The following is a 14,010-nucleotide window of genomic DNA, read 5'->3' as shown; positions in this document are numbered from 1 at the left end:
GCCACCGGTCGTCCCGGCCGGTCGGCGAGTTGATACGTCCTCTTTGGACGGTGCGTTGCCGCCGCCTCCCGGCCCGACCCGGGCACCACCATGTCCGACCTCGGAGGTTCGCGTGTACCTGGAGAAACTCCTCGCGGTGATCGCGTCCGGCGCGACCATCGCCTCCGTCCTGGCATCACCCGGCGCGGCAGCCGTGAGCACCCCGGCCCCCGCCGTCGGCACGCTCGCCCATTCGCACGAACACTCGTCGGCACCGGCCGCGCAGCGTTGTCAGCGCGCCGACGAGTTCGCACCCGACCCCCGGCTGGGCGATCGCGCGTGCGCGCTGGGCAACGGCCTGTTCAAGGTGCGCACGGCGCACGGCGACCAGGTGACCCACTTCGACGCACCCCGGCCCGAGGACAAGGGTGTCCGAGACACGGTGATCTCACCGACGATCACGTCCCTGGCCGCTCGCTCGTACCACTGCGCCGCGGACTCGTACCGCATCCAACTCGTCTACCTGATCCCCGCCGGCGCGCCCGACGCGTCGTCGACGATGGTCCCGCTGATCAGGCAGCACTTCATCCAGTCCAACGACATGGTGTCGAACCGCGCCGCGCAGTACGGCGGCGACCTGTCGCTGCGCGTCGCGTGCGACTCGTCGGGTCAGCCCGCGGTCCGCGTCCTGCGCAGCAGCCACAACACCAGCTCCATCGGGGCCATCGACCAGGAGGTCGCGCGCCAAGGCCAGCGGATGACCGGCCAGGACAACGTCGTGTACTGGGGTGACGGCGGCTGCGGCGGCGGCGTGGCCTACGGCAGCGGCGACACCCGGCCCGGCGTCGAGAACAACGTCAACAACGCGCCCGGCATCGCGGTGGTCTACGGGCGGTGCCCCTTCACGTACCTGCTGCACGAGCAGGGGCACTCGATGGGCGCCGTGCTCCCGAACACGCCCAACAGCTCCGGCGCCGGTCACTGCAACGACGACGCCGACGTCATGTGCTACAAGGACGGCGGTCCGCGTTCGGGCAACTACCGCAGCAACGTGTGCCCATCCCCGAACGGCAACCTGGACTACTACTGGGACTGCAACGTCAACGACTACTTCCACCCGAACCCGCCGGCCGGGTCGTTCCTCGCGACGAACTGGAACCTGGCGAGCTGCGCCAACCGGATCGTGTACCGCCCGAACTGCGGTCCGGTGTCCACGGCCGCCTACCGGTCCGACGCGACGACCCGGGTCGTGAGCTAGCGCCTGTCCCGTTCCGGGCATGCACGTGACCGGCCGTAGCGAGGGTCACCGCGTCACCCGCTGGGCCGGGTGACGTGGTGGCCACGGTCGATGGGCATGACTGTCGATCGTCACGTGGCTGTGGTCGACTTCCCTACCGACGGTCTCCACCAAGTCCCCACCGGTGGCCACCGCCTGCCCGCGCGTCCCGCGTCGGTGACGCCGAGGCTCCCGACGGTCGGCGACCGATCGAGTCGAGGAGGAACCGTCCATGTCCGCACGTCCGGCCCTGGCCACGCTCGCCGGTGTCGCCCTGGTCCTCAGCGGGTCCCTGAGCGGGACTTCCGCGACCGCGGCCCCCCAGGAACCCCCGCCCGCGGTGATCTCCCTGGGCGACAGCTTCATCTCCGGCGAAGCCGGCCGGTGGCAGGGCAACGGCTACGGCGACAGCAACGGCAGCGCCTACGGCACCGACCGGTCCGCCCACAGCTGCAACGCCGACGAGAGCGAGTGCACCCATACCCCGGAGCGGGTCTACGGCGTTTCCTACGACAACGGTTGCAACCGCTCCGACAGCGCCGAGATCCACCACGTGGCCTCGGTCCGGGTGGGTGACGAGACCTATCAGATCGCCCCGGAGGACAGGTTGAACATCGCCTGTTCCGGGGCGACCACGGCAGCCGTGTTCAAGTCGCCGTTCAAGGGCGAGCCGGTCCAGTTGGACCAGCTGGACCGGTACCTCAAGGGCGACGGCGTGGCCAAGCGCAAGGTCAGGCTGATCGTGCTGTCGATCGGCGGCAACGACATCCGGTTCAGCGCCATCATCAAGGACTGCGTCACCCGGTTCCTCACCTACCGGTACTGCAGCACCGACCAGATGAGGGCGGACGTCAAACAACGCATCGAGCTGCTGAAGGACCGGCTCGCAGTCACGATCAACGCCATCCACGGCACGATGGAGGGTGCCTCGTACCAGAGGCACGAGTACCGCGTCGTGGTCCAGTCCTATCCCGCGATCCTGCCGAAGACGGGGTACAACCGCTATCCGGAAACCTACGACGACCGCTACTTCGGCGGCGGCGGGTGCCCGATCTACGACAAGGACGCGGACTGGGCCAACGACGAGATCATCCCCGACCTGTTCAAGACGATCACCGCGGCCGCGGGCACCGTCGCCGACGTATTGGACCTGCAGCAGGCCTTCGCCGGCCATGAGCTGTGCGCGAAAGGCGTCCGACAAGCCGTCAAAGGCGAAACGCTGACGAACCCCATCCCGGCGCGGGAGAGCGAATGGGTGCGGTGGATCGGCGTCCCGGTCGTCGGCCAGGGGCAGGTGCAGGAGTACATGCACCCGAACTTCTACGGGCAGCAGCGGTTGGGCTGGTGCCTCAACACCTTCGCCAACCTCGCGCAGACCGCGTTCAGCTGCGGCCGACCCTGAGCGTCGCATCACGCCCGGTGACGGTCTTTCGGCCCGTGCAGGGCGATGTAGGCGAACAGCACACCCATGATGACGGCGCCCGCCCACATGGCCTGCTGCCAGCCGTCGACAAAGGACTGCTGGGCGGCTTGGACGATCCGCGGTGCGTGCGAGCCGGTGCCGCCGGAGACCTCGACGGCGTTGGCGATGCCCTGGCGGGCGGTGTCGGCGGTGGCCTGGGGGACGCCGTGCAGCCGGTCGTCGATCGCGCTGCGGTAGCCGGCGGACAGGAGCGCACCCAACACGGCGATGCCCAGCGCGGTGCCGAACTCGCGGGTGATGTCGTTGAGCGCGGAGGCGACGCCCTGCTCGCCACGCGGCAGCGAGCCGGTGATGGCCTCGGTGGACGGCGTCATCGACAGGCCCATGCCGACGCCCATGGCGAGCATGCCCGGCAGGATGGCCGGGTAGCCGCCCTCCGCGGAGACGAACAGCGCCATCAGCACCAGGCCGGCACCGGCCAAGCCGATGCCCACGGCCATGGTCGAGCGGGAGCCGATGCGGGCGGCGAGCCCGGGTGCCAACCCGGAGGTCGCCATCATCATGACGGCCATCGGCATCATGGCCGCCGTCGACAGCAGCGCCGACCAGCCGAGCACCGCCTGGAAGAACGGGAACAGGACCACGGCGATGCCCGCCTGGACACCGAAGACCACCAGCAGCGTGAGCGAGCCACCGGCCAGGCCGCGTTCCCGGAACAAGCGCACGTCCAGCAGTGCCGCGTCACGGCGGTGCAGCTGCCAGGCCACGAAGCCGACACCGGCGGTGAGGCCGACCGCCAGGCTGATCAGCGTGACGGGAGCGGTCCAGCCGCGTTCGGGTCCTTCCTGCAGCACGAAGATGAGGCCGACCACGGCGACGGTGGAGACCAGCGCGCCGACGGCGTCGAACGAGTGGGCCGAGCGCTCACGGGAGTCGGGCACCGACTTGAGCGTCAGGCCCAGGGCCACGACGACCAAGGCCACCGGCAGCACGAAGAGCCGCCGCCAGTCCGCGATGTCGACCAAGAGGGCGGAGAGGAACATGCCGAGGACACCGCCTCCTCCCGCGACGCCGGTCCACACGCCGATCGCCTTGCCGCGCCGCTCCTCGGGGAAGGTGGAGGTGATGACGGCCAGGGTGATCGGCATGATCATCGCCGCACCGACACCGCCGGCGACCCGGGCCGCGATCATGACCTCGGCGGTCGGGGCCAGGGCTGCTACGACGTTGGCGGCGCCGAAGACGACGAGCCCGGCGACCAGCATGGGCTTGCGGCCCAGGCGGTCACCGATCGCGCCCAGCGGTAGCAGCAGCGCGGCCAGGGCGAGGGTGTAGCTGTTGATGATCCACAGCACGGTGGTCTGCGAGGCGGCGAACTCGACGGCCAGGTGGGTCTGGGCGACGTTCAGCCCGGTGACCGACGCGATGACGGCCATCAACGCGACCGAGACGGCGATCAGGATGGTGCGCAGCCGACGCGCGTCCGGTGCGCCGGCGACGGCTTCGGCCTGCTGTGCGGACTGGTTCGTGCTCATGGGTTCCTCTCGAAAGCGCACGGGGAGGTCGACGGCGGGGAACCGCTCCGGGCCGCCTGCCGGTGACGTTAGGCGTGACTTGCTCCCAGGGCATAGGGTGTTGCCCATGACGCAAGAAGAAGGTGGGCTGGACGGCCTCGTGCGCAAACGGATCCGTGCGCTGCGGCTCGCGCAGGGCTTGTCGCTGGAGGAGCTGGCCGGCCGCGCCCACCTCAGCCAGTCCTCGCTGAGCCGCATCGAGAACGGTCAACGCCGCCTGGCGCTGGACCAGCTCGTCACGCTGGCCCGCGCCTTGGACACCACCCTCGACCAGCTGGTCGAGAACGCCTCCGACGATGTCGTCATCAGCCCCATGACCCACGGTGCGGACAACCTGAGCTGGCCGATGAAGGGCGACCCGGCGTTGAGCGTGATGCGCCGGCGGCTGACCGAGCCGCCGCCCGACAACCCCGCCAGGATGCGCGCCCACCCGGGCCGGGAGTGGCTCGTCGTGCTGTCCGGCACCGCGATCCTGATGCTGGGCAACCGCCGCTTCCGCCTCGAGACCAACCAGGCCGCCGAGTTCCCGACGATGGTGCCGCACGCGATCGGCGCCGAGGGCCGTCCTTGTGAGGTCATGTTCATCTTCGACCGAGATGCCCGCCGCGGTCACCGTGAGGCCCACGAACGGCGCGAGAACGGCGGTGGTGACGCGCACGACACCGGCCGGTAGTCACCGCCGCTGCCTTGCGCTACCGGCAGCACCCGGCATCATTCTGTTGCGCAACTCGCAAGAAGTTATGCAGGACGCGCATGTCGCGCTTACCGTGACGGTATGACGCCAGCACACACCCACGAGCACGGCCACCACCAGCACCACGGCGCGGACAGCGAGCTGGCGGAGATCCTCGACCTGGACGCGGAAGTCCTCGCCGAGCACATCGCCGCCATCACCGAGTGGCTGCCCGTCAAGAGCGGCCCGCACCACATCGTGGACCTGGCCTCCGGTACGGGAGCGGGCACCTTCGCGCTCCTCGACCGCTTCCCCGAGGCGCACGTCACCGCCGTGGACGCCTCGCTCGGACACCTGCAACGCCTGCGCGAGAAAGCGTCCGCCCGGGGTGTGGGCGAACAGGTCCGCACCGTGCAGGCCGACCTCGACAACACCGCCTGGCCCGACCTGGGAACGCCCGACCTGGTGTGGGCGTCGGCCTCCATGCACCACATGGCCGACCCCGGCCGCGCCCTGCGCACCGTCCGCGACCTGCTCGCACCCGATGGCCTGTTCGCCGTGGTCGAGCTCGCCGGCATGCCGCGCTTCCTGCCCGAGGACGCCCCCGCCGACCGGCCGGGACTGGAGGACCGCCTGCACGCCGCGACCGACCGCTTCCACGCCGAGCACGTGCCCCACCGCGGCGCCGACTGGGGACCCATGCTGACCGACGCCGGCTTCACGGTCGAAGGCCGCCTCACCGTCGCCGTCGACATCGCCGGTTCCCGCCGCGCGTCGATCGGCCGCTACGCCCTGACCGCCCTGCAACGCCTCCGCGCCGCCGCCTCCGCCGAGCTCGCGGCGGAAGACGTCATCGCGCTCGACCGGCTGCTCGACACCGACAGCACGCACAGCATCCTGCGCCGTGACGACCTCGCGGTCCGCACCGAGCGCACCGTCTGGGCCGCGCGCCGCGACTGACGCGCCATCCACGCGCGGGGTGGACGTGCGACGACCCGGCGCCCGATCGTGCCGCCGTTGGTCCGACCGAGGTGAACTTCCGCCGGGCGTGTATCTGCCGGCACGGCCGCGGATCCTCTACGTCGGACCCGGCGAGGCCGGGCCACGTGCGCCGCGATCACCCCGGGAGCTTCCGTTGACCGACTTCGACAGCATCGCCGCACAGCGGCCCGCCACCATCGAAGAGGCGATCCCCTGCATGCAGCTCGCGCTCCGGTACTTCCACGAGCGCAACGACCACCGGGCGGTGTTCCTGCGGGCGTACTACATCATCACGCTGAACGTGCACGCGGCGGTCCACCGGCGAGGCGACTACGAGAACCCCATCTTCTTCGACCGCGACTGGGTCCGGTCACAGGCAGGCTACTTCGCGTCGCTGTACTTCCAGTCGTTGACCACGTTCGACCGGGACCCGGAGTCGGAGCGCGCCTGGAAGATCGCCCACAAGATGGCCGAGGACAAGACCACCACGGTCCTGCAGGACCTGCTGCTCGGGCTGAACGCGCACATCAACTACGACCTCGCGTACGGCACGTTCCTCAACCTCAGGCAACACGGGGACGACGCCGGGCACCTGCTGCTCCCGCGCCGCAAGTTCGACCACGACCAGGTCAACAACATCCTGGTCCGCTCGATCCCGCAGATCGCCGAAACGCTCACCCGTGACTACGGCGGCGGTATCACCCTGCTGCGCAAGACGCTGCGCGGCCTCGACGTCGTGCTGAGCGGCACCGGCCTGAAGTACTACCGCGAACGCGTGTGGTGGTCAGCGGTCTCCTACCTGACCACCACGGACCAGGAAGAGGTCGACCTGGTCCACCAGAAGCTCAACTGGGAGTCGGCCCAGCTGGCGAAGCTGATCGCCGACCAGAGCGTGTGGAGCCTGCCGGTGCGCACGATCGGCCGCGCGATCCGCAAGGACGACTTCAGCCGCATCACCCTGGAGGTCCCGGCCGCGCAGTGACACCACGAGTGTCACTCGTGCTGGTCACCCCAGGCGCGGGCGTAGCGGTTGGCGTCGGGGCGCTTCGGGTCGCGACTGCGGTACACGACGTACGGCCGCACGAGGTAGCCGAGCGGTGCGCTGAACACGTGCACCAGGCGGGTGTACGGCCAGATGCCCAGCAGGATGAGCACGGTCACGTTGTGCACCTGGAAGCTGAGCGGCGTGCCCGCCATCAGCTCCGGCTGCGCGGAGAACGTGAACAGGCCCCGGAACCACACCGACACCGAGGACCGGTAGTCGTAGCCGCCGCCGATCAGGTTCTCGCCCACGGTGTTGACCATGCCGGTGATGATCGCCGCCGCGAGCAGCGCGTACATGACCTTGTCGCCCCGCGTGGTGGCCTTGCGCACCGCGGACACCGTGAACCGGCGGTACAGCAGGATCGCCACGCCCGCCACGGTCGCGGTGCCCGCCAGCGTCCCGGCGGTCACGGAGACGAGGTGGTACATGCCCTCGGTGATCCCGACGAACTCGGTCCAGCTCTTCGGCACCAGCAGGCCGAGCACGTGGCCGCCGATCACGGCGAGCAGCCCGAAGTGGAACAGCGGGCTGCCCAGGCGCAGCAGCCTGCTCTCGTGCATCTGCGAGGACCGGGTCGTCCAGCCGAACTGGTCGTGCCGGTAGCGCCAGACGTGCCCGACCAGGAACGAGGTCAGCGCGATGTACGGCAGGGCCAGCCACAGCAAGGTGCTCATCGTCGTCCTCCCGACTCGGCGTGCAGCGCGGGGTCCATCGCGAACGGCTCCAGGCCGACGTCTTCCTCGGGCGGCCCTTCCGCGGCCAGCGCCGCGATCTTGCGGCGGTCCGCGGCGCTGACCTCCGGCAGCGTGGCGCACACCGCGTCCAGCACGGCCAGGTACGGCGACCCGCCGTCGGCGAGGGACAGCCTGACCATCTCCAGCACCGGGCGGTGCTCCACCAGCAGCCGATGCCCGGCGACGGGGTCGGCGGTCGCGGCGAACTCCAGCACGACCGCGAGGTGGTCGGGCAGTTCGTGCTCGCCCAGCTCGACACCGGCCGCGCGGTAGGCGTGCTTGAACCGCAGCAGCGCCATACCGCGCTTGCGGGTGTCGCCGTAGGCGTAATACGACAGGTGCAGGCAGTTGCGCTTGCGCAGGTCGAAGGTCTCGACGTAGTGCTGTGCCAGCGCGCTCCCGGTCGTGGACCGCGCGTGGTCGATGAACGACACGAGCGCCGGCCCGGCCGGAGCCGGGAGCGACACCGCCGCCGCCCGGAGATCGGGCAGGACGCGCGTCAGCGCCTCACCCGGGTAGTCGATCAGGAGTGCGGCGATCCGCCACACCAGTCGGCTGTCGCGCCCCGGTGCTTCCGCGACCTTCTTGTCCCGTCTGCGCAGCACGCTCATCCGATGGCCTCGGGTTCGTGCGCGGTGGCGGCGCCGTTGCCGTTGCCTGAAGAACCGTTGCCCGAGCGGCCGTTGCCCGGGAACAGGCCGGTGGTGCTGACCCCGTCCCAGTCGAGCAGGTTGATGCGCTTGGCCTTGTCCGGCGGCGCCGCGCCGTTGGTGTCGGTCAGCTGGAACTTCTCCGCCATCACGTCGAACGCGGTCATGCCGGGACCGCCGTCGCCGTCCAGGCTGCACCCGGTGGTCAGGGCCTCCAGCCGGTGCGCGTCGGACCCCGCGCCCGCCGGGATCACGTACCGGTCCTCGTACTTGGCGATGGCGAGCAGCCGGTACATCGACTCGATCTCGCCGGGCGCCAGTCGCACCGACGCGGCGATCGAGTCGTCCACGTCCTCGCCGAGGTTGACCTGGCGCATGTGGGCGCGCATGGCGGCCAGCCGCTGCAACGAGGCCCGGACCGGTCCCACGTCACCGGCGGTGAACAGCTCGGCCAGGTACTCCACCGGGATGCGCAACGCGTCGATGGCGCCGAAGAGGTTGCCCACCGCCTCGCCGTCGTGGCCGGTCTGGCTCAGCACGTCGACCACGGGCGACAGCGGCGGCACGTACCAGACCATGGGCATGGTGCGGTACTCCGGGTGCAGCGGCAGCGCCAGTTGGTAGTCCACGATCAGCCGGTACACCGGGGAGTTCTGCGCGGCCTCGATCCACTCGCCGGAGATGCCCGCCCGCTCGGCCTCGGCGACCACGCGCGGGTCGTGCGGGTTGAGGAAGACGTCGAGCTGCGCGGGGTAGAGGTCCTTCTCGTCCTTGACCGACGCCGCCTCACCCACCTTGTCCGCGTCGTAGAGCAGCACGCCGATGTAGCGCAGCCGGCCCACGCAGGTCTCCGAGCACACCGTGGGGATGCCGACCTCCACGCGCGGGTAGCAGAACGTGCACTTCTCCGCCTTGCCCGTCTTGTGGTTGAAGTAGATCTTCTTGTACGGGCACCCGGTGACGCACTGCCGCCAGCCCCGGCACTTGTCCTGGTCCACCAGCACGATGCCGTCCTCGGCGCGCTTGTAGATCGCGCCGGACGGGCAGGACGCCGCGCACGACGGGTTCAGGCAGTGCTCGCAGATGCGCGGCAGGTAGAACATGAACGTCTCTTCGAACTCGAGCTTGACCTGCTCGGAGAGCTTGCCCAGCAACGGGTCCTTGCCGATCTGCTCCGGACCGCCGCCCAGGTCGTCGTCCCAGTTGGCGCCCCACGTCACCTTCGTGTCCTCGCCGGTGATGGACGATTTCGGCTTGGCCGTGGGCGTGGTGTCCGAGGGCGGTGCGGACAGCAGGTTCTGGTAGTCGTAGGTCCACGGCTCGTAGTAGTCGGCGACCGTGGGCATGTCCGGGTTGGCGAAGATGTTCAGCAGCCGCTTGAGCCGCGAGCCGGTGCGCAGGGTCAGCTTGCCGCGCTTGTTCAGCGCCCAGCCGCCCTTCCACTGGTCCTGGTCCTGGTACTGGCGCGGATAGCCCTGTCCCGGGCGGGTCTCGACGTTGTTGAACCACGCGTACTCCACACCGCCGCGGTTGGTCCACGCCTGCTTGCAGGTGACGCTGCACGTGTGGCAGCCGATGCACTTGTCCAAGTTCATCACCATGGCGAGCTGTGCCATCACGCGCATCAGTACTGCACCTCCTGGCTGCGGCGGCGAATGGTCGTGACCTCGTCGCGCTGGTTGCCCGTGGGACCGTGGTAGTTGAGCGCGAACGACTGCTGGGCGTAGCCGCCGACGAGGTGCGACGGCTTGATCATGAGCCGGGTCAGCGCGTTGTGGATGCCGCCGCGCTTGCCGGTCGCCTCGGTGCGCGGCACGCCGACCGCCTTGTCCTGGGCGTGGTACATGAACACCGTGCCCTCGGGCATCCGGTGGGACACGATCGCGCGGGCCACCACGATGCCGTTGCGGTTGACCGCCTCGATCCAGTCGTTGTCCGCGACCCCGATCTTGGCGGCGTCCCGGTCGGAGATCCAGATCGCCTGCCCGCCGCGCGACAGCGTGAGCATGTGCAGGTTGTCCTGGTAGGCCGAGTGGATCGACCACTTCGAGTGCGGGGTCAGGTACCGCACGGTCACGCCGCCGTTCAACGCGCCGACGGCCGGCTCGTCGAACAGCGCCGTCATGTCCAGCGGTGGCCGGAAGACCGGCAGCTGCTCGCCCAGCTCGAACATCCAGTCGTGGTCGAGGAAGAAGTGCTGGCGGCCGGTGAGCGTGTGCCAGGGCTTGAGCCGTTCGGTGTTGATGGTGAACGGGGAGTACCGCCTGCCGCCGGTCTCGCTGCCCGACCACTCCGGCGAGGTGATCACCGGCACCGGGCGGGCCTGCGTGTCCGGGAACGTGATCCGCTTGCCCTCGCTCTCCGCGGCCAGGTCGGCGAGTTCGGTGCCGGTGCGCCGTTCCAGGGCGCGGAACCCCTCCGTGGCCAGGCGGCCGTTGGTCGTGCCGGACAGCGCCAGGATCGCCTCCGCGGCGTGGGTGTCCTTGGCCAGCGACGGTCGTCCGGCCGCGACACCGGACAGGACCGTCCCGTTGGCGCCCTTGAGGTACTCCACCTCTTCGTCCGGGTGCACGGTGACGCCCTTGGTGGTCAACCCGACCTGCTCGACCAGCGGCCCGAGCGCGGCCATCTTCTCGGCGACCGCGGCGTAGTCGCGCTCCACGACGACCAGCCGCGGCATGGTCTTGCCCGGGATCGGCTCGCACTCGCCGTTCTTCCAGTCCAGCACCCGACCGCCCGGCTGCGCGGTGGCGTCGACCGTGTCGTGGGTGAGCGCGACCGCCACGATGTCCTTCCGCTTGCCCAGGTGCTTCTCGGCCAGCCACGAGAAACCGCGGGCGATGCGGTGGAACGCCTCGAAGTCGGTCTTGGTCTCCCACGGCGGTGAGATCGCGGGGGAGAAGGCGTGCACGTAGGGGTGCATGTCGGTGGAGGACAGGTCGTGCTTCTCGTACCAGGTTGCCGCGGGCAGCACGACGTCGGAGAACAGCGTGGTCGACGTCATGCGGAAGTCCAGCGACAGCAGCAGGTCCAGCTTGCCGACCGGTGCCTCGTCGCGCCACGTCACCTCCTGCGGCCGCACCCCGTCGGAGTCCTGGGCGCGCAGGTTGGTGTCGGTGCCGAGCAGGTGCTTGAGGAAGTACTCGTTGCCCTTGGCCGACGAGCCGAGCAGGTTCGCCCGCCACACGGTGAGCACGCGCGGGAAGTTCTCCGGTGCGTCCGGGTCCTCGCAGGCGAACCGCAGGTGCCCGGACTTGAGCCCGTCCACGACGTGGTCCGCGGCGGGTTTGCCCAGCCGTTCGGCCTCGTCGGCCAGGTCGAGCGGGTTGCGGTTGAACGTGGGGTAGCTCGGCATCCACCCCAGGCGGGACGCGAGCGCGATATTGTCGGCGGCGGTGCGACCGGCGAACCGGCCGGTGGCCAGCGGCGAGGACATCACGTCCGAGGTGAACGGGTCGTAGCGCCACTGGTCGGTGGCCAGGTACCAGAAGATCGTGCCCTGCATCTGGCGGGGCGGGCGCTGCCAGTCCAGGCCGAACGCCAGCGTCGACCACCCGGTGATCGGACGGCACTTCTCCTGGCCGACGTAGTGCGCCCACCCACCTCCGTTGACGCCCTGGCAGCCGGTGAGCATGGTCAGCGCCAGGAACGAGCGGTAGATCTGGTCGGAGTGGAACCAGTGGTTGGTGCCCGCGCCCATGAGGATCATGGACCGGCCTTTGGAGCGCTCGGCGTTGTCGGCGAACTCCCGGCCGATCCGCTCGGCCGCGGCGGCGGGCACCCCGGTGATCCCCTCCTGCCAGGCGGGGGTGTAGGGCTGGGTGGCGTCGTCGTAGCCGGTGGGCCACTCGCCGGGCAGGTCGTCGCGGCGCACGCCGTACTGGGCGAGCAGCAGGTCGAACACCGTGGTGACCCGCCGACCGGCGACGATCCGCGTCGGCACGCCCCGGTGCAGCACGCCAGGCTCGCTGGTGTCGAACCGCGGCAGCGCCACGGTGACCGGGTCGCCGCCGCCGCGCGCCGACAGCAACGGGTCGACGTCGCCGAGGTCGAGGTTCCACTTGCCCTGGCCCGAGTCGGTGAACCGGTGGCCGAGCGAGCCGGGCGGGACCACCGGCTTGCCGTGCGCGTCCAGCAGCACCGTCTTGGACTCCGCGCCCTCGCCGGTGTCGCCGAGGTCCGCGGCGGTGAGGAACTTGCCGGGTACGTAGCCGTCGTCGGTCTCGGTCAGGGTGACCAGGAATGGCAGGTCGGTGTAGCGCTTGACGTAGTCGGTGAAGTACGGGGTGGTCTTCTCGACGAAGAACTCCCGCAGGATCACGTGCCCCATCGCCATGGCGAGCGCGGCGTCGGTGCCGGGGCGCGCGGGCAGCCACTCGTCGGCGAACTTGGTGTTGTCGGCGTAGTCCGGCGACACCACGACGACCTTCTGGCCCCGGTAGCGCGCCTCGGTCATGTAGTGCGCGTCCGGCGTGCGGGTGACCGGGACGTTCGAGCCCCACATGATCAGGTAACCGGCGTCGAACCAGTCCGCCGACTCCGGCACGTCGGTCTGGTCGCCGAACACCTGCGGGCTGGCCACCGGCAGGTCGGCGTACCAGTCGTAGAAGCTCAGCATCGAGCCGCCGACCAGCGAGACGAACCGGGCGCCCGCCGCGTGGCTGACCATGGACATCGCCGGGATCGGCGAGAAGCCCGCGACCCGGTCCGGTCCGTAGCGCTTGATCGTGTGCACGTGCGCGGCGGCGACCATCTCGGCGGCCTCCCACCACTCGGCGCGCACGAACCCACCCATGCCGCGGGCGGCCTTGTACTTGCGGGACTTCTCCGGGTCCTCGACGATGTCGGCCCAGGCGAGCACCGGGTCCTTCAGCCGTTCCTTGGCCTCGCGGTAGTACTCCAGCAGCACACCGCGCACGTACGGGTAGCGCACGCGGGCGGGGGAGTAGGTGTACCAGGAGAAGGACGCGCCGCGGGGGCAGCCGCGCGGCTCGTACTCCGGCTTGTCGGGCCCGATCGACGGGTAGTCGGTCTGCTGGGACTCCCAGGTGATCACGCCGTCCTTGACGTAGACCTTCCACGAGCAGGAGCCCGTGCAGTTCACCCCGTGGGTGGACCGCACCACCTTGTCGTAGGCCCACCGGTCCCGGTAGAACACGTCCGCGCCGCGCCCGCCGATCTGGTGCAACGTCCGCCCGTCCGCGGAGGTCTCGCCCCGCTGGAAGTGCCTGGCGAGGCGCAACAGCGAGTCGCCGATCTCGGCATCGGTCTCCGCACCGTCCGGACGAACGCTACCGGCGGGTGAATTCGACACGGCGATCACCTCCGAGGTAATAGTGAATCGCTAAATCGGCAGCCATCGTCAATGACCCTGCTGCGTCACCCTAGGGCGATGAGGGGGTGCCTACAAGAAATGAGTGAAATCCGCACGCTATCCCGTCGTGGGTGGTGAGCGGGACGTAACGTCACGTTTACCGGCCTGTCCTTGTGCGCTCTCGTCCGTGGGCTGATGTGGGCTAATCTACCTGCGAAGACTGGTGCGTGGGTGGCCCTGTCGCATCGTGTTGGGCGAGCGTCACCCGGTCGGTTCGCGCCTATCTTTAACATCCAAGTCACATCAAAGATTAAAAGCGTCCTCGCCGGACGCTGGCGTTTTAACCCGTTTGTGCTGGTCG

General features: G+C 69.7%; 10 protein-coding genes. 5 read left to right on the top strand and 5 right to left on the bottom strand.

The genetic code is table 11. The features are described 5' to 3' along the window. The first annotated feature begins 112 nt into the window (after nucleotides 1-112). Nucleotides 113-1,237: a hypothetical protein gene (locus tag A6A25_RS30925; RefSeq protein WP_073896285.1), complete on the top strand. Its 1,125-nt coding sequence runs from the start codon at nucleotides 113-115 to the stop codon at nucleotides 1,235-1,237. Nucleotides 1,238-1,487: 250 nt separating this feature from the next. After that, nucleotides 1,488-2,657 carry an SGNH/GDSL hydrolase family protein gene (locus A6A25_RS30920; protein ID WP_073896284.1) on the top strand — a complete coding sequence of 390 codons (1,170 nt, stop codon included), beginning with the start codon at nucleotides 1,488-1,490 and terminating at the stop codon, nucleotides 2,655-2,657. Between the two features lie 8 nt (nucleotides 2,658-2,665). Here the strand turns inward: A6A25_RS30920 and A6A25_RS30915 are convergent, their stop codons facing one another. After that, nucleotides 2,666-4,213 (bottom strand): MFS transporter, encoded by a 1,548-nt coding sequence (locus A6A25_RS30915; RefSeq protein WP_073896282.1) that lies wholly within the window; start codon nucleotides 4,211-4,213, stop codon nucleotides 2,666-2,668. 106 nt (nucleotides 4,214-4,319) lie between these two features. Here A6A25_RS30915 and A6A25_RS30910 point away from each other — a divergent pair, with 106 nt between their 5' ends. The 3 genes from A6A25_RS30910 (at nucleotide 4,320) to A6A25_RS30900 (ending at nucleotide 6,888) form a co-directional block, all read left to right on the top strand. After that, entirely contained in the window at nucleotides 4,320-4,925 is a 606-nt protein-coding gene (locus A6A25_RS30910; protein ID WP_073896372.1) for a helix-turn-helix domain-containing protein, read from the top strand. 102 nt (nucleotides 4,926-5,027) lie between these two features. Continuing rightward, nucleotides 5,028-5,885 carry a class I SAM-dependent methyltransferase gene (locus tag A6A25_RS30905; protein ID WP_073896281.1) on the top strand — a complete coding sequence of 286 codons (858 nt, stop codon included), beginning with the start codon at nucleotides 5,028-5,030 and terminating at the stop codon, nucleotides 5,883-5,885. Nucleotides 5,886-6,060: 175 nt separating this feature from the next. Further along, the gene (locus A6A25_RS30900; protein ID WP_073896279.1) at nucleotides 6,061-6,888 is read left to right on the top strand and encodes a DUF5995 family protein; all 828 of its coding nucleotides are present in this window, start codon (nucleotides 6,061-6,063) and stop codon (nucleotides 6,886-6,888) included. A gap of 11 nt (nucleotides 6,889-6,899) precedes the next feature. Here the strand turns inward: A6A25_RS30900 and narI are convergent, their stop codons facing one another. From narI to A6A25_RS30880, 4 genes are read right to left on the bottom strand one after another with little or no spacing between them, the layout of a single operon-like run. Beyond that, nucleotides 6,900-7,625 carry a respiratory nitrate reductase subunit gamma gene (narI, locus tag A6A25_RS30895; RefSeq protein ID WP_073896278.1) on the bottom strand — a complete coding sequence of 242 codons (726 nt, stop codon included), beginning with the start codon at nucleotides 7,623-7,625 and terminating at the stop codon, nucleotides 6,900-6,902. Next, nucleotides 7,622-8,296, bottom strand: coding sequence for a nitrate reductase molybdenum cofactor assembly chaperone (narJ, locus tag A6A25_RS30890; RefSeq protein ID WP_073896276.1), 675 nt, complete (start codon nucleotides 8,294-8,296; stop codon nucleotides 7,622-7,624). Before narJ ends, narI begins: the two co-directional genes overlap by 4 nt. Further along, nucleotides 8,293-9,960: a nitrate reductase subunit beta gene (gene narH / locus A6A25_RS30885; protein WP_073896274.1), complete on the bottom strand. Its 1,668-nt coding sequence runs from the start codon at nucleotides 9,958-9,960 to the stop codon at nucleotides 8,293-8,295. The genes narJ and narH overlap by 4 nt, the downstream gene beginning before the upstream one ends. Next, nucleotides 9,960-13,649 (bottom strand): nitrate reductase subunit alpha, encoded by a 3,690-nt coding sequence (locus A6A25_RS30880; protein ID WP_198932918.1) that lies wholly within the window; start codon nucleotides 13,647-13,649, stop codon nucleotides 9,960-9,962. Before A6A25_RS30880 ends, narH begins: the two co-directional genes overlap by 1 nt. Between the last annotated feature and the right edge of the window lie 361 nt (nucleotides 13,650-14,010).

Source organism: Saccharothrix sp. CB00851, from assembly GCF_001905065.1.
GTDB lineage: Bacteria > Actinomycetota > Actinomycetes > Mycobacteriales > Pseudonocardiaceae > Actinosynnema.
Note: the sequence above shows the minus strand (reverse complement) of the source record. Positions and strands in the feature narration are given on the sequence as shown.

Excerpts from the sequence above, each read along its gene's own strand:
- A6A25_RS30915 (WP_073896282.1), bottom strand. The coding sequence starts at position 4,213 with ATGAGCACGAACCAGTCCGCACAGCAGGCCGAAGCCGTCGCCGGCGCA.
- A6A25_RS30920 (WP_073896284.1), top strand. The coding sequence starts at position 1,488 with ATGTCCGCACGTCCGGCCCTGGCCACGCTCGCCGGTGTCGCCCTGGTC.
- narJ (WP_073896276.1), bottom strand. The coding sequence starts at position 8,296 with ATGAGCGTGCTGCGCAGACGGGACAAGAAGGTCGCGGAAGCACCGGGG.
- narI (WP_073896278.1), bottom strand. The coding sequence starts at position 7,625 with ATGAGCACCTTGCTGTGGCTGGCCCTGCCGTACATCGCGCTGACCTCG.
- narH (WP_073896274.1), bottom strand. The coding sequence starts at position 9,960 with ATGCGCGTGATGGCACAGCTCGCCATGGTGATGAACTTGGACAAGTGC.
- A6A25_RS30910 (WP_073896372.1), top strand. The coding sequence starts at position 4,320 with ATGACGCAAGAAGAAGGTGGGCTGGACGGCCTCGTGCGCAAACGGATC.
- A6A25_RS30905 (WP_073896281.1), top strand. The coding sequence starts at position 5,028 with ATGACGCCAGCACACACCCACGAGCACGGCCACCACCAGCACCACGGC.